General features: G+C 55.2%; 12 protein-coding genes. 3 read left to right on the forward strand and 9 right to left on the reverse strand.

Annotation, left to right across the window (positions count from 1 at the left end):
- Positions 1-3: 3 nt before the first annotated feature.
- Both AAIG26_RS06770 and AAIG26_RS06775 read left to right on the forward strand, forming a co-directional pair.
- Positions 4-942: a TPM domain-containing protein gene (locus AAIG26_RS06770; protein WP_343180283.1), complete on the forward strand. Its 939-nt coding sequence runs from the start codon at positions 4-6 to the stop codon at positions 940-942.
- 299 nt (positions 943-1,241) lie between these two features.
- On the forward strand, positions 1,242-2,351 hold the full coding sequence (locus AAIG26_RS06775) for an SDR family oxidoreductase (protein WP_097406364.1): 1,110 nt from the start codon (positions 1,242-1,244) through the stop codon (positions 2,349-2,351).
- Between the two features lie 62 nt (positions 2,352-2,413).
- Here the strand turns inward: AAIG26_RS06775 and eno are convergent, their stop codons facing one another.
- The 5 genes from eno to rlmD all read right to left on the reverse strand — a co-directional run bounded on the left by eno (position 2,414) and on the right by rlmD (position 10,232).
- Positions 2,414-3,712, reverse strand: coding sequence for a phosphopyruvate hydratase (gene eno, locus AAIG26_RS06780; protein WP_097406365.1), 1,299 nt, complete (start codon positions 3,710-3,712; stop codon positions 2,414-2,416).
- 81 nt (positions 3,713-3,793) lie between these two features.
- Entirely contained in the window at positions 3,794-5,431 is a 1,638-nt protein-coding gene (gene pyrG / locus AAIG26_RS06785) for a CTP synthase (glutamine hydrolyzing) (protein ID WP_017458748.1), read from the reverse strand.
- Between the two features lie 353 nt (positions 5,432-5,784).
- The gene (mazG, locus tag AAIG26_RS06790) at positions 5,785-6,576 is read right to left on the reverse strand and encodes a nucleoside triphosphate pyrophosphohydrolase (protein ID WP_045513302.1); all 792 of its coding nucleotides are present in this window, start codon (positions 6,574-6,576) and stop codon (positions 5,785-5,787) included.
- Between the two features lie 64 nt (positions 6,577-6,640).
- Positions 6,641-8,878, reverse strand: a complete 2,238-nt coding sequence (relA, locus tag AAIG26_RS06795) for a GTP diphosphokinase (RefSeq protein WP_017458746.1) — start codon at positions 8,876-8,878, stop codon at positions 6,641-6,643.
- A 52-nt stretch (positions 8,879-8,930) separates the two neighbouring features.
- Positions 8,931-10,232: a 23S rRNA (uracil(1939)-C(5))-methyltransferase RlmD gene (gene rlmD / locus AAIG26_RS06800; RefSeq protein WP_343180284.1), complete on the reverse strand. Its 1,302-nt coding sequence runs from the start codon at positions 10,230-10,232 to the stop codon at positions 8,931-8,933.
- Between the two features lie 57 nt (positions 10,233-10,289).
- Here rlmD and barA point away from each other — a divergent pair, with 57 nt between their 5' ends.
- Complete coding sequence (gene barA / locus AAIG26_RS06805; RefSeq protein WP_343180285.1) at positions 10,290-13,058, forward strand: two-component sensor histidine kinase BarA; 2,769 nt, start codon at positions 10,290-10,292, stop codon at positions 13,056-13,058.
- 159 nt (positions 13,059-13,217) lie between these two features.
- Here the strand turns inward: barA and AAIG26_RS06810 are convergent, their stop codons facing one another.
- The 4 genes from AAIG26_RS06810 to AAIG26_RS06825 form a co-directional block, all read right to left on the reverse strand.
- Positions 13,218-14,357 (reverse strand): glycerate kinase, encoded by a 1,140-nt coding sequence (locus tag AAIG26_RS06810; RefSeq protein ID WP_343180286.1) that lies wholly within the window; start codon positions 14,355-14,357, stop codon positions 13,218-13,220.
- Positions 14,358-14,444: 87 nt separating this feature from the next.
- Positions 14,445-15,785 carry a glucarate dehydratase gene (gene gudD, locus AAIG26_RS06815; protein WP_160271143.1) on the reverse strand — a complete coding sequence of 447 codons (1,341 nt, stop codon included), beginning with the start codon at positions 15,783-15,785 and terminating at the stop codon, positions 14,445-14,447.
- A 21-nt stretch (positions 15,786-15,806) separates the two neighbouring features.
- A complete protein-coding gene (locus AAIG26_RS06820) occupies positions 15,807-17,147 on the reverse strand; it encodes an enolase C-terminal domain-like protein (RefSeq protein WP_343180347.1) in 1,341 nt (446 codons plus the stop codon).
- On the reverse strand, positions 17,147-18,502 hold the full coding sequence (locus AAIG26_RS06825) for an MFS transporter (protein WP_343180287.1): 1,356 nt from the start codon (positions 18,500-18,502) through the stop codon (positions 17,147-17,149). The genes AAIG26_RS06820 and AAIG26_RS06825 overlap by 1 nt, the downstream gene beginning before the upstream one ends.
- Positions 18,503-18,705: the final 203 nt, after the last annotated feature.

The following is an 18,705-nucleotide window of genomic DNA, read 5'->3' on the forward strand; positions in this document are numbered from 1 at the left end:
CAAATGGCGCGCATATTGGCCCTGTTGCTGGTGCTGAGTTTTACCCTTCCGGCGCTGGCTGTGCCTGTTCCACCGATGAATGGCGTGGTTAACGATCCCGAAAATCAGTTAAGCCTCTGGCAGCGTAAGGCGCTTATCCAGCAGGTGAGCGATCTGAATGCCCGCACGGGTACGCAAACCGCCGTACTGCTGATATCCACGACAAATGGCGAAACCATTGAACACTTTGCTAACGCGGTTTTTAACCGCTGGCGGCCTGGCGATGCCCGGCGTAATGATGGCGTGCTGGTGCTGGTCGCCTGGCAGGACAGAAAAGTGCGTATCGAGGTAGGAAGCGGCCTTGAGGGCATGTTAACCAACGCGCTGGCGAAGCAAATCATTGATGAATATATGATTCCAGCCTTCCGGCAGAATGACCTGAATACCGGAATTGTGCGCGGCGTTGAGGGGATCAGCACCGTGCTTGCCAGCCAGCCACTGCCCAAAGCTCAACCCCCGTCATTTTTCGAGCAAATGGCTGCCTGGTTTTCCCTGTGGAAGAGTTTAATTATATTGGCGGTGGTTATCATTGCCCTGACGGTCAAAGGCAAAATCCTCACGCTGACAGGACTGTTTCTTATCGCCTGCCCTCTGGCCGTGATTTTGTTCGCTTACAGTGAACAACACCCTTTGCTGCTGCCTTTTACGATATTCTGCGCTGCCGTGCCCGCCTTTATTTTACTGATGATTTTGTGCGTATGGTTAATTTACCCGCAGCGGCTTACCGTCGCAGGCCGGCAAAAATATCGTGAGAGCAGGCAACTTACTTATTCGCGTGGAGGCGAGACCAGCACCGACACAACCACTTATACCAGCAGCGAGAGTTCCAGCCATAGCAGTAGTGACAGTTCCAGTGGTGGTGGCGGTTCGAGTGACGGCGGCGGCGCTTCGGGAAACTGGTGAGCCATAAAGCGCAAAAGAAATGGTGTAACCAGATATTATTTATTTTACATTTTGAATTGAATTTATAAATAATTTGCAGGCTAACAAAATAAAAATAATCCATTAAATATCATCGATATAAATATTTAACACAGCGTGAAGGAATCTTTTTATTTTATTGGTTGTCGTAGACAAATCCCCTGTGTTTTCTTCCTTAAAACCAGCTTAAGAAACCCCGTTTTTGTACGCCATTTTATTGATATGGCGTTTAGCTTTCTGTGCCTACAATCCGCCAGAACAACCATGATGAGAAAGCGTTGATGAATACATTATTGATTACGGGTGTCACTGGGTTTCTTGGCGGGGCGGTATTAGAAAAAATTCTTCACGACAATCTACCGATGAATTTATTGCTGCTGGTTCGTGCCGAAGATAACGAAGCCGGGCTTGCGCGCGTTAAAAGCAATATGCGCAAGTTCAACCTCAGTGATGAGGTACTGAACTCACTTTCAACGTCGCAGATCCTGCTCGGTGATTTGGGCGAACCAGAAGGTTTTATTACCGATCCACGGCTGGAAAATGTCACCCATGTGCTGAACTGCGCAGCGGTGGCCTCTTTTGGTAATAATCCGTTGGTCTGGAAAGTCAACGTGGAAGGCACGCTGACGTTTGCACGCCGGATGTCGCAAGTCGCCGGGTTACAGCGTTTTCTGCACGTGGGCACCGCGATGTCATGCACCCCGGAGCCGGATTCACTGGTACCGGAAAGCAGCGAGTTTCGCGAGAATGCCGAGCATCTGGTGACCTATACGCACTCCAAATCCACTATCGAACAACTGATGCGCAAAGAGTGCCCGCAGTTGCCGCTGGTGATCGCACGTCCGTCGATTGTCGTCGGCCATACCAGCCATGGCTGCACCCCGTCTACCAGTATCTTCTGGGTGTTCAGCATGGGACTGATGCTGCAAAAATTTATGTGTTCGCTGGAAGATCGCGTGGATGTGATCCCGGTGGATTACTGCGCCGACGCGCTGCTGATGCTGCTTAGCGGAGAGATTGCACAGGGTGAAGTGGTGCATATCTCGGCCGGGGAAGAGAATAGCGTCCGCTTTGCCGATATCGACCGGGCAATGGCGAAGGCACTGGAAAAAGCCCCGGTTGGCGATAAATACGCGCAGGTGAGCTATGAAACGCTGGTGAAAATGCGCCGCGAGCTGAAGGATATCTTCGGGCCGTGCAACGAGCGCCTGATGCTGAAAGCGATGCGTCTCTACGGAGCGTTTGCCACGCTTAACGTGCGTTTCAGCAATGACAAGCTGCTCAGCATGGGTATGCCGAAGCCGCCACGCTTTACCGACTATATCGCCCGCTGCGTGCAGACAACGCGCGGCCTGACGATTCCGCAGCAGATGGAAGTCGACTTCAAATAGTCAAAAGCCTAAAAAAATGCCAGTCAACTGACTGGCATTTTTATTTGATCAACGCTTAGCGATTACGCCTGGCCTTTGATCTCTTTACGACCGTTGAACGGCGCTTGGTCACCCAGAGCTTCTTCGATACGAATCAGCTGGTTGTATTTAGCAACACGGTCAGAACGGCTCATAGAACCAGTTTTGATCTGGCCTGCAGCGGTACCAACAGCCAGGTCAGCGATGGTAGCGTCTTCAGTTTCGCCAGAACGGTGAGAGATGACGGCGGTGTAGCCAGCGTCTTTCGCCATTTTGATCGCAGCCAGCGTTTCGGTCAGAGAACCGATCTGGTTGAATTTGATCAGGATGGAGTTAACGATGCCTTTTTCGATGCCTTCTTTCAGGATCTTGGTGTTGGTTACGAACAGGTCGTCGCCAACCAGCTGGATTTTGTCGCCCAGCACTTTGGTCTGGTAAGCAAAGCCAGTCCAGTCAGATTCGTCCAGACCATCTTCGATGGAAACGATCGGATACTGTTTGGTCAGATCTTCCAGGAAGTGAGTGAACTCTTCAGAGGTGAACGCTTTGTTGCCTTCGCCAGCCAGAACGTATTTACCGTCTTTGTAGAACTCAGATGCTGCACAGTCCATCGCCAGAGTGATGTCTTTGCCCAGCTCGTAGCCCGCAGCTTTAACCGCTTCAGCGATAACAGCCAGTGCTTCTGCGTTGGAACCCAGGTTCGGCGCGTAGCCACCTTCGTCACCCACAGCGGTGTTCATGCCTTTGGATTTCAGTACTTTCGCCAGGTTATGGAACACTTCTGAACCCATACGTACAGCTTCTTTCAGGGTTTTCGCGCCAACCGGCTGAATCATGAATTCCTGAATGTCGACGTTGTTATCAGCGTGCTCACCACCGTTGATGATGTTCATCATCGGAACCGGCATGGAGTATTTACCCGGGGTGCCGTTCAGTTCAGCGATGTGTGCGTACAGCGGCAGGCCTTTAGAAGCAGCAGCAGCTTTAGCGGTAGCCAGAGAAACAGCCAGGATTGCGTTCGCGCCGAAGTTGGATTTGTTTTCGGTACCATCCAGATCGATCATGATTTTGTCGATGCCGGCCTGGTCTTTCGCGTCTTTACCCAGGATTGCCTGAGCGATCGGGCCGTTAACCGCGCCAACCGCTTTCAGTACGCCTTTACCCATGAAGCGGGATTTGTCGCCATCGCGCAGTTCCAGCGCTTCGCGGGAACCAGTGGAAGCACCTGACGGCGCAGCAGCCAGACCTACGAAACCACCTTCCAGGTGTACTTCGGCTTCAACAGTCGGGTTACCACGGGAGTCGATGATTTCACGACCGATGACTTTAACGATTTTGGACATTAGGTTTTCCTCAGTACAAGTTAAACTAAAACTCCAGACAAACAACGCGTACCGATGGTACGCGTTGCTGTTGTAACTTTTTTACTTCGCCTGGCGCTTCTGATACTCGCTGGCGGCTTTCACAAAACCGGCAAACAGCGGATGTCCATCACGCGGCGTAGAAGTAAATTCCGGGTGGAACTGACAAGCGACGAACCACGGATGATTCGGCACTTCGATGATCTCGACCAACTGATCATCCCCGGAACGGCCCGCAACACGCAGACCCGCAGCTTCGATTTGTTTCAACAGCATGTTGTTGACTTCGTAACGATGGCGATGGCGTTCAATAATGGTTGGCGCGCCATACAGTTGGCGAACCAGGCTGTCATCACCAAGCTGGCACTGCTGCGCGCCGAGGCGCATGGTGCCACCGAGATCGCTCTTCTCCGAACGCTGCTCAACGTTGCCGTCTTCGTCACGCCATTCGGTAATAAGCGCCACAACCGGGTATTTACAGTCTGGCACAAATTCCGTGGAGTTGGCGTTCTCCATTCCGACTACGTTACGAGCAAATTCAATCAACGCAACCTGCATACCCAGGCAAATACCCAGGTAAGGAATATTGTTTTCACGCGCATAGCGTGCGGTGGCGATCTTGCCTTCCACACCGCGGTAGCCGAAGCCGCCAGGGATAAGAATGGCATCAAGACCTTTCAGGATCTCTACGCCACGCGTTTCAACATCCTGCGAGTCAATCAGCTTGATGTTGACGGTTACGCGGTTTTTCAGGCCACCGTGTTTCAGTGCTTCAATAACCGATTTATATGCGTCCGGAAGTTCAATGTACTTACCGACCATACCAATGGTGACTTCGCCTGACGGATTCGCTTCTTCGTAAATAACCTGTTCCCATTCGGCCAGGTTTGCTTCCGGACAGTTCAAGCTGAATCGTTTACAAATATAATCGTCCAGCCCCTGGGATTTCAACAGGCCCGGGATTTTATAAATGGAATCGACGTCTTTCAGAGAAATCACAGCTTTTTCTGGAACGTTACAGAACAAAGCAATTTTTGCGCGTTCATTAGCAGGAACCGCGCGATCGGAACGGCAAATCAGAATATCTGGCTGAATACCGATAGAGAGCAGCTCTTTAACAGAGTGCTGCGTCGGCTTGGTTTTCACCTCACCGGAAGCCGCCATATAAGGCACCAGCGTCAGGTGCATGTAGAGAGTGCGCTCGCGGCCCACTTCTACCGCCATCTGACGGATAGCTTCAAGGAACGGCAGGGATTCGATGTCACCCACCGTACCGCCGATTTCTACCAGCGCAACGTCATGGCCTTCGCCACCGGCAATAATGCGCTCTTTAATCGCGTTGGTGATGTGCGGAATAACCTGTACGGTTGCACCCAGATAGTCGCCACGACGCTCTTTACGCAAAACCTCGGAGTAGATACGACCAGTGGTGAAGTTGTTGCGACGGGTCATTTTGGTGCGGATAAAACGCTCGTAGTGACCCAAATCCAGATCGGTTTCAGCGCCGTCTTCGGTAACGAACACTTCACCATGCTGGATTGGACTCATAGTCCCTGGATCGACGTTAATGTACGGATCCAATTTCATCATGGTGACGTTGAGGCCACGGGCTTCAAGAATGGCTGCCAGGGAGGCTGCGGCAATGCCTTTACCCAGAGAGGATACGACCCCGCCGGTCACAAAAATATAGTTCGTTGTCATGCTGAACCTGAGAAGTTAGGTTTAAAAGACGATGGAATAACCAGGACGGGAAAGCAGTATACCCGATGATGGTCTACGCCACAAACTTTCATTGCCCCCTCTCCTCTGTTCTTCAGGCCGCATCTGCATTGGCTTCTGTCACTCACCCCAGACGCGGCGCGTTTCGCTGCGTCTGAAGATTCGCTCGGTTGCCGCCTTGCTGCGACCCGAATTACTCGAAGAGGCGATTCTCAAGGCATTTCAACAAACTTAAGGAGTGTGAAAATAGCCACTTTTGGGTAAATGTTTTTGACGCAAATCAAGCGCTTGTTATTTAAAAAATCACACAAATCGCGCTTACTGGAACAAATGCTTTAAAGATCATGTTCCTGGCGTTTTACCTGTTGCCAGACATTTTCCATTGTTTCCAGATCTACACCGGTCATTTCCAGACCGCGTTCGCGCACAATACGCTCAACTTCGCGAAAACGCCGCTCAAATTTCAGGTTGGCTTTTTGCAACGCCACTTCCGCTTTGACGCCTAGATGACGCGAAAGGTTGACGGTCGCGAAGAGCAAATCGCCGACTTCCTCTTCCAGTTTCGCTTCATCAACCACCGCTTGTTTGGCTTCGTCCATGACTTCGTCAATCTCTTCGTACACTTTATCAAGCACCGGGCCAAGCGACGTCCAGTCAAAGCCGACGGTCGAGCAGCGTTTCTGGATTTTGTGCGCGCGCATCAGCGCAGGCAGGCTGTGGGGAATGTCGTCCAGCGCTGAGTGCTGAGATTTTTCTGCACGCTCTTCGCTTTTAATTTGCTCCCAACGCGCCAGCACTTCCGTGCTGTTTCCCGCATGTGCATCACCGAAAATATGTGGGTGACGACGCTCCAGTTTGTCGCTGATAGCGGCGCAAATGTCGTTGAAATCGAAACGCCCTTCTTCCTGCGCCATCTGCGCATAAAAAACCACCTGGAACAGCAGGTCACCGAGCTCACCGCGTAAGTCGTCAAAATCTTCGCGCGAAATAGCGTCCAGCACTTCGTACGTCTCTTCCAGCGTGTAAGGCGCAATGGTGGCGTAAGTCTGCTCTTTGTCCCACGGGCAGCCGTTTTCCGGGTCGCGCAGGCGTTGCATAATCCCGAGCAGACGATCGATTTGAGTCATGAGAAATTCCTGGTAATAAGTGTTAAGCCTCGCCCATCAAGGCGAGGCTCGGATGAGGAGAAAATCAGCCACCATGCAGGCGGCGAGCGTCGATGACGTCCGGCACCTGGTTGAGTTTGCCGAGCACGCGGCCCAGCACTTGCAGGTTGTAGATTTCGATATTCATATCGATGGTGGCCAGCTGTTCTTTGGTGTCGCTGCGACTGGCGACGCCGAGCACGTTCACCTTCTCATTGGCGAGAATTGTGGTGATATCGCGCAGCAGACCGCTACGGTCATTCGCCGTGACGCGCACCACCAGCGAGTAACCCGCCGAGTAGCTTTCGCCCCAGACGGCATCAACGATACGTTCCGGCGCCACGTTACGCAGCTCTTCCAGTTGATCGCAGTCGGCGCGGTGAATAGAGATCCCGCGCCCCTGAGTAATAAACCCGACGATTTCGTCACCCGGGATCGGCTGGCAGCAACGCGCAATATGGTGCATCAGATTGCCTACGCCTTCGACAACGACGCGGCCATTGTCTTTGCTGCGGCTTTGCGGCGTATACGTTTTCTGTTGCAGCTGCTTCAGCGCGGCGGCGTCCTGCTCCTCCGCGCTCGGTTTATTGAACTGCGACTGCAGGAAATTCACCATCTGATTGAGACGGATATCCCCACCGCCAATCGCCGCCAGCAACTCGTCCAGTTCGTTAAAGTTGTAGCGCGGCAGCAGGAATTTTTCCGCCTCTTTCAGGCTGATACCAAGATGCGCCAGCTCATCGTCGAGGATCTGACGCCCCGCAAGAATATTTTTGTCGCGATCCTGTTTGCGGAACCAGGCGTGGATCTTCGAGCGTCCACGGCTGGTGGTCACATAGCCCAGGTTCGGGTTCAGCCAGTCGCGGCTTGGGTTCGGTTGCTTCTGGGTGATAATTTCGATCTGATCGCCCATCTGCAATTGGTAAGTGAACGGTACGATGCGCCCGCCGATCTTCGCGCCGATGCAACGGTGCCCGACATCGCTGTGAATATGGTAAGCAAAATCCAGCGGCGTCGAACCTGCAGGCAAGTCCACTACATCGCCTTTCGGGGTAAAGACATACACACGGTCGTCGAACACCTGGCTGCGAACTTCGTCGAGCATCTCGCCGGAATCGGCCATCTCTTCCTGCCAGGCGATCAGTTTACGCAGCCATGCAATGCGGTCTTCGTGCGCCGAACGCGGGCCGCCAACGGTAGCGGTGCCCTCTTTGTACTTCCAGTGCGCAGCGACGCCAAGCTCTGCATCTTCATGCATCTGCCGGGTACGAATCTGGATTTCAACGGTTTTCCCGCCCGGCCCAAGCACTACCGTGTGGATAGACTGGTAACCATTCGGCTTTGGGTTAGCAACATAGTCGTCAAACTCATCCGGCAGATGGCGGTAATGGGTGTGTACAATCCCGAGCGCAGCGTAGCAGTCCTGTAAACGCTCGGCGACGATACGCACGGCGCGCACATCAAACAGCTCATCAAAGGCGAGGTGTTTTTTCTGCATTTTGCGCCAGATGCTGTAGATGTGTTTCGGGCGGCCATACACTTCCGCTTTGACGCCTTCGGTCTTCATTTCGGCACGCAAATGCCCGACAAATTCGTCGATGTAGTGTTCGCGATCGATACGGCGTTCGTGCAGCAGTTTGGCGATGCGTTTGTACTCTGCCGGATGCAGATAACGGAAGCAGTAATCTTCCAGTTCCCATTTGAGCTGCCCGATGCCCAGCCGGTTCGCCAGCGGCGCGTAGATATTAGTACACTCTTTCGCCGCCAGTACGCGCTCATCTTCCGGCGCATCTTTCACTTCGCGCAGATGAGCGATACGTTCCGCCAGCTTGATAACTACGCAGCGGAAATCATCCACCATCGCCAGCAGCATACGACGAACGTTATCGACTTGTTCGGAGGAGACGGAATCGGTGTGGGTGGCTTTCAACTGGCGGATAGCCGCCATATCGCGTACGCCATGAATCAGGTTGACCACCGACGTGCCGACGCTTTCTCGCAGCACCTCTTCGCTGACCACTTCCGCATCGGCCAGTGGGAACAGCAGCGCCGCACGCAGCGTGTCGGTATCCATGCTCAGCATGGAGAGGATCTCCACCATCTCGACGCCGCGCCACAGCAGTAATTCCGCGTTCGGATGTCCCTGTGTTTGTCGCAGACAATATGCCCAGGTTTCGGTTAAGCGTTCACACGACGGCTGACTGGTGATACCCAGACTCGCGATCCATTTGGCCGGATCGAATTCACCCGCTTTGTTCAAATGCGCACTGCGTACCGCAACCATTGTCCTCTCCTTTCAGGGACCGGGCCTGTCGAACTCGACAAGCCGAAATTAATCATTTGTGATTCACAAACAACACCATCGATTCCAGGTGGCCAGTGTGCGGGAACATGTCCAGCATCGCCAGCCGCTGGATCTGGTAACCCGCATCCAATAGCGCTTCACTGTCGCGGGCAAGGGTGGCGGGGTTACAGGAAACGTACACCACTCTGCCCGGCGACAATTTTAGAATATGTTTCATCACTCCGGCAGCGCCTGCGCGTGCCGGGTCGAGTAAAACTTTGTCAAATCCACGGCTTGCCCAGGGCTGTTTCGTGACATCTTCCTCCAGATTTTCATGAAAGAATGTCACATTCTGCAAGCCATTCTGTTGCGCGTTATCCTGTGCTTTCGCCACCAAATCGGCGACGCCTTCCACTCCGACCACGCTGGCCGCGCGTTTCGCCAGCGGTAGCGTGAAATTGCCCATGCCGCAGAACAGATCCAGCACCCGGTCGCCGGGCTGCACATCAAGCCACTCCAGCGCTCGCGCCACCATCTGCTGGTTAACACCATCGTTGACCTGAATAAAGTCCCGCGGGCTGAACGTTAAGCGTAGCCCGTCCGAGCTGTACCAGGGAGATTCTCCGCTAACCTGTTCCAGTATCTCGCTTTGTGGCGCGAGATACAGCGAGAGTTCCTGAGAATGCGAAAACTGTTCCAGTTTTTCTCTGTCTGTTGCACTTAATGCAACAGTGTGACGCAAAACCATTAATGGGCCATTATCGGCTTCCACCAGCTCAACATGTCCAAGCTGACGCACGGCCTGCAACCCGCTCAGGCATTCACGCAGCGGCACCAGTAATGCCTCAAGACGGGGCACCAACACCGGGCAGCGCGTGATATTAATAATGTCGTTACCGCCCGCTTTACGAAACCCCATCTCCAGACACTGGCTTTTGGGCTGCCAGCTCAGGCTGAGCCGCGCGCGGCGGCGATAGCCCCAGGGTTCGCCTGCAATCACTTCATCGACGTCCCGTTTCATCAAACGCGCCAGCGCCGCACTTTTGCTGCGCTGTTGCAGGGCAATACTGGCATGCTGCTGCTGGCAACCACCGCAGACGCCAAAATGCGGGCACAGCGGCGTAACGCGCTCGTCGCTATCATTCAGGCGACGCTTCACCTCACCGCGTGAAAACTGCCGCTTCTCCTCTTTCAGCACAATGTCCGCCGTTTCGCCAGGTAACAGCCCGGGGATGAACAGCGCTTTCCCGTTATGGCGCGCAACCCCCTGCCCAAAGGGATCAAGATCAGTTACGGTTACGGTTACTTTTTGACTAGTCGTCACACGTCGTTTTGCAGAGTAGAATTGCGCCATTGCAGGGATTTATCTCATTTACAGATTAATGGCCTAATTCTCCCATAACGGAACTCCATGACCAACTACAGCTTGCGCGCACGCATGATGATCCTGATTCTGGCGCCCACCGTGCTTATCGGTGTGCTGCTCAGCATCTTCTTTGTCGTTCACCGCTATAACGATTTGCAGCGTCAACTGGAAGACGCCGGTGCCAGCATCATTGAGCCGCTGGCGGTCTCGAGCGAATACAGCATGACGTTGCAGGACAAAGATGCGATAGGCCAACTGGTGAGCGTTTTGCATCGCCGCCATTCCGATATTGTGCGGGCAATTTCCATTTACGATGGGCAGAATAACGTATTCGTTTCCTCTAATTTCCAGCTTGATGGCGATAATCTCCGGCTGGCGGAAGGGCAACCTTTTCCGCGCAGGCTCAGCGTCTCCCGGCGCGGCGATGTGATGATCCTGCGCACGCCCATTCTTTCCGAAGGATTTACGCAAACCAACACCGCGCTACCAGCGGATAAAATTACCGGCAACATGCTCGGCTATGTGGCGCTGGAGCTGGATCTCAAATCGGTTCGTTTGCAGCAGTACAAAGAGATTTTTATCTCCAGCCTGATGATTTTGTTCTGTATAGGCATTGCGCTGATTTTCGGCTGGCGCTTAATGCGCGACGTAACCAGCCCGATCCGTAATATGGTCAACACCGTTGACCGCATTCGTCGCGGGCAGCTCGACAGCCGCGTGGAAGGTTTTATGCTCGGCGAGCTGGATATGTTGAAAAACGGCATCAACTCGATGGCGATGTCGCTGGCGGCCTACCACGAAGAGATGCAGCACAACATTGACCAGTCCACTTCCGATCTGCGTGAAACGCTGGAGCAGATGGAGATCCAGAACGTCGAGTTGGATCTGGCGAAAAAACGCGCCCAGGAAGCGGCGCGCATCAAATCTGAGTTCCTCGCCAATATGTCCCATGAGCTGCGCACGCCACTGAACGGCGTGATTGGCTTTACCCGCCTGACACTGAAATCTGAGCTTAACCCCACGCAGCGCGATCACCTGCTGACGATTGAACGTTCGGCGAACAACCTGCTGGCGATCATTAACGACGTGCTGGATTTCTCCAAGCTGGAGGCGGGCAAGTTAATTCTGGAAAGCATCCCGTTCCCGCTGCGTAATACGCTCGATGAGGTCGTCATCCTGCTGGCACACTCGGCGCACGACAAGGGGCTGGAACTGACGCTGAATATCAAAAACGATGTGCCGGATAACGTAATTGGTGACCCGCTGCGTCTGCAACAGGTGATCACCAATCTTGTCGGTAACGCCATCAAATTCACCGAACATGGCAATATCGACATTGTGGTTGAGAAGCGCGCCATCAGTAACAACAAAGTGCAGGTTGAGATGCAGATCCGCGATACCGGCATCGGCATCCCCGAACGCGATCAGTCGCGGTTGTTCCAGGCGTTTCGTCAGGCCGATGCCAGCATCTCGCGCCGCCACGGCGGCACCGGCCTGGGGCTGGTGATAACCCAAAGGCTGGTCAATGAAATGGGCGGCGATATCTCCTTCCATAGCCAGCCGAATCGCGGATCCACCTTCTGGTTCCACATTAATCTCGATCTCAATCCCAACGCCATCAGCGAAGCGCCTGCCACAGGCTGTCTGGCGGGCAAACGCCTTGCCTATGTCGAGCCCAATGCGACAGCCGCGCAAAGCACGCTGGACGTGTTGCACGAAACGCCGCTGGAGGTGATTTACAGCCCGTCGTTCTCGGCGCTGCCGCAGGCGCATTACGACATTCTGCTGATGGCGATTCCGGTAACGGTGCGTGAGCCGCTCAACATGCAGCACGACCGCCTCGCACGAGCCGCCGCCATGACCGACTACCTGCTATTAGCGCTGCCTTGCCATGCGCAGGTAAACGCCGAGGAGCTGAAGCAAGATGGCGCGGCGGCCTGTCTGCTGAAACCGCTGACCACCACCCGCCTGCTGCCCGCGCTCACAGAATATTGCCGTGCGACCCGGCTCACGCAGGCTCAGCCGATAGATGAAACAAAACTGCCGATGACGGTAATGGCGGTGGACGATAACCCGGCCAACCTGAAACTCATCGGCGCGTTGCTGGAAGATCAGGTGCAGCATGTCGAGCTGTGTGAAAGCGGTATACAGGCCATTGAGCGCGCCCGCCAGCTACAGTTCGATCTGATCCTGATGGATATTCAGATGCCGGACATGGATGGCATTCGCGCCTGCGAGCTGATTCGCCAGTTGCCGCACCAGCAGCAAACGCCGGTCATCGCCGTTACGGCCCATGCGATGGCCGGACAAAAAGAGAAACTGCTCAGCGCCGGGATGAACGATTATCTGGCGAAGCCCATTGAAGAGGATAAGCTGCGCAGCCTGCTGCGCCGTTATAAGCCCGGCCCGGATATCGGCAGTTGGCTGATGCCACCGGAACAGGCAGTAGCACCGGCGGACATCGTAGTTGACGCCGACACCACGCTCGACTGGCAACTGGCGCTGCGCCAGGCTGCCGGGAAATCGGATCTGGCGCGCGAGATGCTGCATATGCTGGTCGAGTTCCTGCCGGAGATCCGCAATATGGTGGAAGAACAGCTGGTTGGCGAAGCGCCGCAAGGGCTATCTGAAGGGATCCATAAGTTACACGGCAGTTGCGGTTACAGCGGCGTACCGCGGCTGAAAAACCTCTGCCAGCTGATTGAACAGCAGCTACGCAGCGGCGTTGCGGCCGAAGAGCTGGAACCTGAGTTTCTGGAATTGCTCGATGAGATGGATAACGTCACCCGCGAAGCACACAAATTGCTGGGGTAGCCTGCCGCATAACCGCTGGCGGGAGTTGAGGTTGGACACGTTGTGTATCCGCGAGTGGATAACCAACGCATTGATTATCCACTCAGCGTACCAGCGCCAGGCCAGTGAGAACGCGCTGATACAAGCCCGGTAAGCCTGCATGCTACCGGGCGGTTTGCGTTACAGCTTCTGCCCTGCTTTCAGCACTGCCGCCACGTTGCGCGCGGTCATGCGGACATTTTCGCCGGCATTTTCCAGCGCGTCTTCCAGCGAACAGACCTTGTAGATCACACTGAACACCGCATCGATACCGTGATGGTGTACCACGCCAACATCGGCGGTCAGGCTGCCGGCAATGCCAATAACCGGAATATTATGGCGCTTCGCCACTTTCGCCACGCCCACCGGCACTTTGCCGTGCACCGTCTGGCTATCGATACGCCCTTCGCCGGTGATCACCAGGTCAGCGCCAATCACGTACTCATCCAGCGCCAGCGCATCGGTGACAATCTCGATACCCTGGCGCAACTCTGCGCCGCAAAACGCATACAGCGCGGCACCCATCCCCCCTGCCGCGCCGCCGCCCGCCAGGTGCAGCACGTCCAAATCCAGGTCGCGGGCAATGATCCGCGCATAATGCCCGAGCGCTTTATCGAGCCTGTCGATCATCTCCGCCGTCGCCCCTTTCTGCGGGCCAAACACCGCCGACGCGCCCTCTTTTCCGGTGAGTGGATTGGTCACATCGCAGGCCACTTCGATACGGCACCCGGCAAGGCGTTTATCCAGTTGCGCGGTATCAATTCGCGCCAGCGTTTCCAGCGCCGCACCACCCAGCGCAATCTGCTGGCCATTCTCATCCAGCAGCTTTGCGCCCAGCGCCTGCACCATGCCAGCACCACCGTCATTGGTCGCACTGCCGCCAATGCCAATGATGATATGTTTAACGCCCGCGTCCAGCGCATGGCGAATCAACTCGCCGGTGCCCCAGGACGTGGTGATGAGCGGGTCGCGTTTGGCCGGGGGTACCATTTCCAGCCCGCTGGCGGCGGCCATTTCGATAAAAGCGGATTGCTCGTCGCCAGAAATCCCGTAGAACCCTTCAGCCTGCTCGCCGAGCGGGCCTTTTACCGCAACCTTAACGATACGCCCGTTGGTAGCGGCGACCATGGCTTCAACCGTCCCTTCGCCACCGTCCGCCACCGGTATTTTGACGTATTCCGCCGTGGGGAAAATTTCACGAAAACCGCTCTCAATCGCGGTCGCCACATCCAGGGCACTTAAACTTTCTTTGTAAGAGTCTGGTGCGATCACAATTTTCATAAGCCATCCTTACGCATATTCACGGCTTTAAGCATACACCCAGCAAAGATGAGGAAATGCCAGCCCCCGCAAGGACTGGCAATTTCATCAACGCACCATGCACGGACGTTTGTTATCAAATTTCCAGTTCGGGATCAGGTATTGCATTCCCATTGCATCGTCACGCGCGCCGAGGCCATGTTTTTGATACAGCTCGTTGGCTTTCATCACCTGGTCCATATCCAGCTCTACGCCAAGACCCGGTTTGTTTGGCACCTGCACCATCCCGCCTTTAATTTCGAACGGTTGTTTAGTCAGGCGCTGGTTGCCCTCCTGCCAGATCCAGTGCGTATCGATAGCGGTGATATTGCCCGGTGCCGCAGCGGCAACATGGGTGAACATCGCCAGCGAAATATCAAAGTGGTTATTCGAGTGCGAGCCCCAGGTCAGACCGAACTCGTGGCACATTTGCGCCACACGTACCGACCCCTGCATGGTCCAGAAGTGCGGGTCAGCCAGCGGGATATCCACCGATTGCAGTGACAGCGTATGGCCCATTTGACGCCAGTCGGTGGCGATCATATTGGTGGCAGTCGGCAGGCCGGTCGCGCGGCGGAACTCCGCCATCACTTCACGACCGGAGAAGCCCTGTTCCGCGCCGCACGGATCTTCCGCGTACGCCAGCACGCCTTTCAGGTGCTTACCAATTTTTATCGCTTCATCCAGTGACCAGGCACCGTTCGGATCGAGCGTGACGCGCGCCTGCGGGAAGCGTTTTGCCAGGGCGGAAATCGCTTCGGCTTCTTCCATTCCCGCCAGCACACCGCCTTTCAGTTTGAAATCGTTAAAACCATATTTCTCATACGCGGCTTCTGCCAGACGCACTACGCGATCCGGCGTCATCGCCTCTTCGTGACGCACGCGATACCAGTCGCACTTGTCATCCGGCTGGCTCTGGTACGGCAGCGGCGTTTTTTTGCTGTCGCCAACGAAGAACAGGTAACCGAGCATCTCTACTTCGCTGCGCTGCTGGCCTTCGCCAAGCAGGGAAGCGACGTTCACACCGAGGTGCTGACCGAGCAGATCAAGCATCGCCGCTTCAATGCCGGTCACCACGTGGATCGTAGTACGCAGATCGAAAGTTTGCAGGCCACGGCCACCGGCGTCGCGGTCGGCAAAGTTATTGCGCACGGTGTTGAGGATATTTTTGTACTCACCCAGCGTCTTACCGACCACCAGCGGAATAGCGTCTTCCAGCGTTTGACGGATTTTCTCGCCGCCGGGGATTTCCCCCACACCGGTGTGGCCGGCGTTGTCTTTAATCACCACGATATTGCGGGTGAAGAACGGGGCGTGCGCGCCGCTCAGGTTCATCAACATGCTGTCGTGACCCGCAACCGGGATAACCTGCATGGAGGAGACAACGGGTGTCGAACTGTATGTGCTCATTTTTTTAATCCTTTTGGTCTATCAATGACGTCCAAAAACGGGGCGTTTTTTGTCAAACGTCCAGCCTGGGATGAGGTACTGCATCGGGCCTGCGTCATTGCGCGCGCCGCCTGGCAGCGTTTTGTATGCCGCGTGCGCTTTTTCGATTTGCGTCCAGTCGATCTCTACACCAAGGCCTGGCGCATCGGGTACGGCGATTTTTCCCTGGCGGATCTCCAGCGGCTGTTTGGTCAGGCGGGCGTCGCCCTCCTGCCAGATCCAGTGCGTGTCGATGGCGGTCGGCGTTCCCGGTGCTGCCGCGCCAACGTGGGTGAACATCGCCAGCGAGATATCAAAATGGTTGTTGGAGTGGCAGCCCCAGGTTAATCCCCAGTCGTCGCACAGTTGCGCCACGCGTACCGCGCCGGAAAGCGTCCAGAAGTGCGGATCCGCCAGCGGGATATCCACCGCGTTTAACATCACCGCATGGCCCATTTCACGCCAGTTGGTGGCAATCATATTGGTCGCTACCGGCAAGCCGGTGGCGCGGCGGAACTCCGCCATCACTTCACGCCCGGAAAAGCCCTGTTCCGCGCCGCACGGATCTTCCGCGTAGGTCAGCACATCATTAAGGCCTTTGCACAGGCTGATAGCTTCGTCGAGCAGCCAGGCGCCGTTGGGATCAACCGTGATGCGCGCGTCCGGGAAGCGTTTTTTCAGCGCCCGCACGGTGTCGATCTCTTTTTCGCCCGGCAGTACGCCGCCCTTGAGTTTGAAATCTTTAAAGCCGTAGCGATCCTGCGACGCTTCCGCCAGGCGCACGACCGCATCGCTGTTCATCGCTTCCTGATGACGCAGGTGATACCACTCATGGCGGCCAGGCGTCGCGGCCAGGTATGGCAGATCGGTTTTGGTACGATCGCCGACATAAAACAGATAACCCAGCACCGTCACCGCATCGCGCTGTTTACCGGGGCCAAGCAGTTCGCACACCGGGACGTTCAGCGCTTTGCCTAACAGATCCAGCAGGGCGGCTTCCAGTGCCGCCACCGCATTCACGCGCAGCTCAAATGTCCAGGCACCTTTCCCGAAGGTGTCGAAATCCGCCGCCTGGTTGCCTTTGTGTACGCGCTGCACCACTTTATTCAATCGTGCCACTTCCTGCCCCACCACCATCGGCGTGGCGTCAACCAATGTTTTGTAGATCACGTCGCCGCCCGGCGCTTCACCGACGCCAGTGTTACCGGCGTTGTCGGTGAGCACCACGATGTTGCGGGTGAAGTAAGCGTTATGCGCGCCACCGATGTTCATCAGCATGCTGTCATGCCCGGCCACCGGAATGACCTTCATGTCGGTGATAATGGGGCTTGCTTGCGTATTCATCATTCACGTCCTGTCACAGGTTTCAGCACGATACGCTTGATATCCCCCACCAGAACCAGGTAACTGAGTACCGCCACCAGTGCATGGATACCGACATAAATCAGCGCGCCGTTAAACGAGCCGGTCGTGCCGACGATGTAGCCAATGGCAATCGGCGTCACGATGCCGGAGATATTGCCGAACATGTTGAACAGACCGCCGCTCAGGCCGCTGATCTCTTTCGGCGCGGTATCTGCCATCACCGCCCAGCCCAGTGCACCGATACCTTTACCGAAGAAAGCCAGCGCCATGAAAGCGATAATCAGCGTTTCGGAGTTGGTGTAGTTACAGAACACCATGCTCATGGAGAGCAGCATTCCCAATACAATTGGCGTCTTACGCGCCACGTTCAGCGAGCCGTAACGGCGCATTAACCAGTCGGAAATAATCCCGCCCAGTACGCCCCCCACAAAGCCGCAGATCGCCGGGATTGAAGCAACAAAACCTGCTTTCAAAATCGACATGCCACGTGCCTGCACCAAATAAACCGGGAACCAGGTGATAAAGAAATAGGTCAGGGCGTTAATACAGTACTGGCCCAGATAGACGCCGATCATCATGCGGGAACCCAGCAGCTGTTTGATCTGTCCCCATTTTTCTGAGAATGGAACATGGTGCGCGCTTTTCGCCTGATCCATGTTGATCAGTGCGCCACCTTCTGCAATGTACTCCAGCTCTTTTTTGTTTACGCCCGGATGCTGGTTCGGCTCGTGGATCATTTTCTGCCACAGGAAGCTGATGAAAATGCCGAGACCGCCCATAAAGAAGAACACATGTGACCAGCCCACGGTGTGCGTCAGCCAGCCCATGATCGGCGCGAAGATCACCGTCGCGAAATATTGCGCGGAGTTAAAAATCGCCACCGCCGTGCCCCTCTCCTGCGCCGGGAACCAGGCTGCAACGATGCGGCTGTTGCCCGGGAAGGAAGGAGATTCGGCCAGACCGACCATAAAGCGCAGGGTGAAGAGCGCAACGATGATGCCAAAGCCGCTAAAGATATCGACGAAACCTTGCAGCAAGGTAAACAGCGACCAGGTGAAGATAGACCAGAAATAGACGCGTTTTGATCCGAAGCGGTCAAGCAACCAGCCGCCCGGTATCTGGCCAATCACATAAGCCCAGGAAAACGCGGAGAAAACATAACCCATACCGACCGGATCCAGGCCTATCGCTTTGGACATCTCTGAACCGGCAATCGACAACGTGGCGCGATCGCCATAGTTGAAGGATGTGACGATAAACAGCATCACCACTATCCAGTAGCGGGCGTTGGTACGCTTTTCAGCGCCGCTCGCCGCCTGGCTAAATGTACTCATGGTTGTACTCCCGAAGCATAAATGTTCTTTTGTCCATTCATCCTGTACGGCGCAACCTGTAGGGGAAGACAGGATGATGTCATTGTGTTTTTGCTGCTCCTGCCGGGTTTGCCACACCCGGCGGGCCGCGTTTTTTTTACTGGCGAGAAAAAGTATATGGAGCGCCTTTTCAACTCTCACCGTGCAACAACACAACATTCGCC

This window comes from Kosakonia sp. PSU_27 (assembly GCF_039409795.1).
Lineage (GTDB): Bacteria > Pseudomonadota > Gammaproteobacteria > Enterobacterales > Enterobacteriaceae > Kosakonia.

What these genes read in the sequence shown, in the direction of transcription:
- AAIG26_RS06770 (WP_343180283.1), top strand. Translation starts at nt 4, where the DNA reads ATGGCGCGCATATTGGCCCTGTTGCTGGTGCTGAGTTTTACCCTTCCG.
- AAIG26_RS06775 (WP_097406364.1), top strand. Translation starts at nt 1,242, where the DNA reads ATGAATACATTATTGATTACGGGTGTCACTGGGTTTCTTGGCGGGGCG.
- eno (WP_097406365.1), bottom strand. Translation starts at nt 3,712, where the DNA reads ATGTCCAAAATCGTTAAAGTCATCGGTCGTGAAATCATCGACTCCCGT.
- pyrG (WP_017458748.1), bottom strand. Translation starts at nt 5,431, where the DNA reads ATGACAACGAACTATATTTTTGTGACCGGCGGGGTCGTATCCTCTCTG.
- mazG (WP_045513302.1), bottom strand. Translation starts at nt 6,576, where the DNA reads ATGACTCAAATCGATCGTCTGCTCGGGATTATGCAACGCCTGCGCGAC.
- relA (WP_017458746.1), bottom strand. Translation starts at nt 8,878, where the DNA reads ATGGTTGCGGTACGCAGTGCGCATTTGAACAAAGCGGGTGAATTCGAT.
- rlmD (WP_343180284.1), bottom strand. Translation starts at nt 10,232, where the DNA reads ATGGCGCAATTCTACTCTGCAAAACGACGTGTGACGACTAGTCAAAAA.
- barA (WP_343180285.1), top strand. Translation starts at nt 10,290, where the DNA reads ATGACCAACTACAGCTTGCGCGCACGCATGATGATCCTGATTCTGGCG.
- AAIG26_RS06810 (WP_343180286.1), bottom strand. Translation starts at nt 14,357, where the DNA reads ATGAAAATTGTGATCGCACCAGACTCTTACAAAGAAAGTTTAAGTGCC.
- gudD (WP_160271143.1), bottom strand. Translation starts at nt 15,785, where the DNA reads ATGAGCACATACAGTTCGACACCCGTTGTCTCCTCCATGCAGGTTATC.
- AAIG26_RS06820 (WP_343180347.1), bottom strand. Translation starts at nt 17,147, where the DNA reads ATGAATACGCAAGCAAGCCCCATTATCACCGACATGAAGGTCATTCCG.
- AAIG26_RS06825 (WP_343180287.1), bottom strand. Translation starts at nt 18,502, where the DNA reads ATGAGTACATTTAGCCAGGCGGCGAGCGGCGCTGAAAAGCGTACCAAC.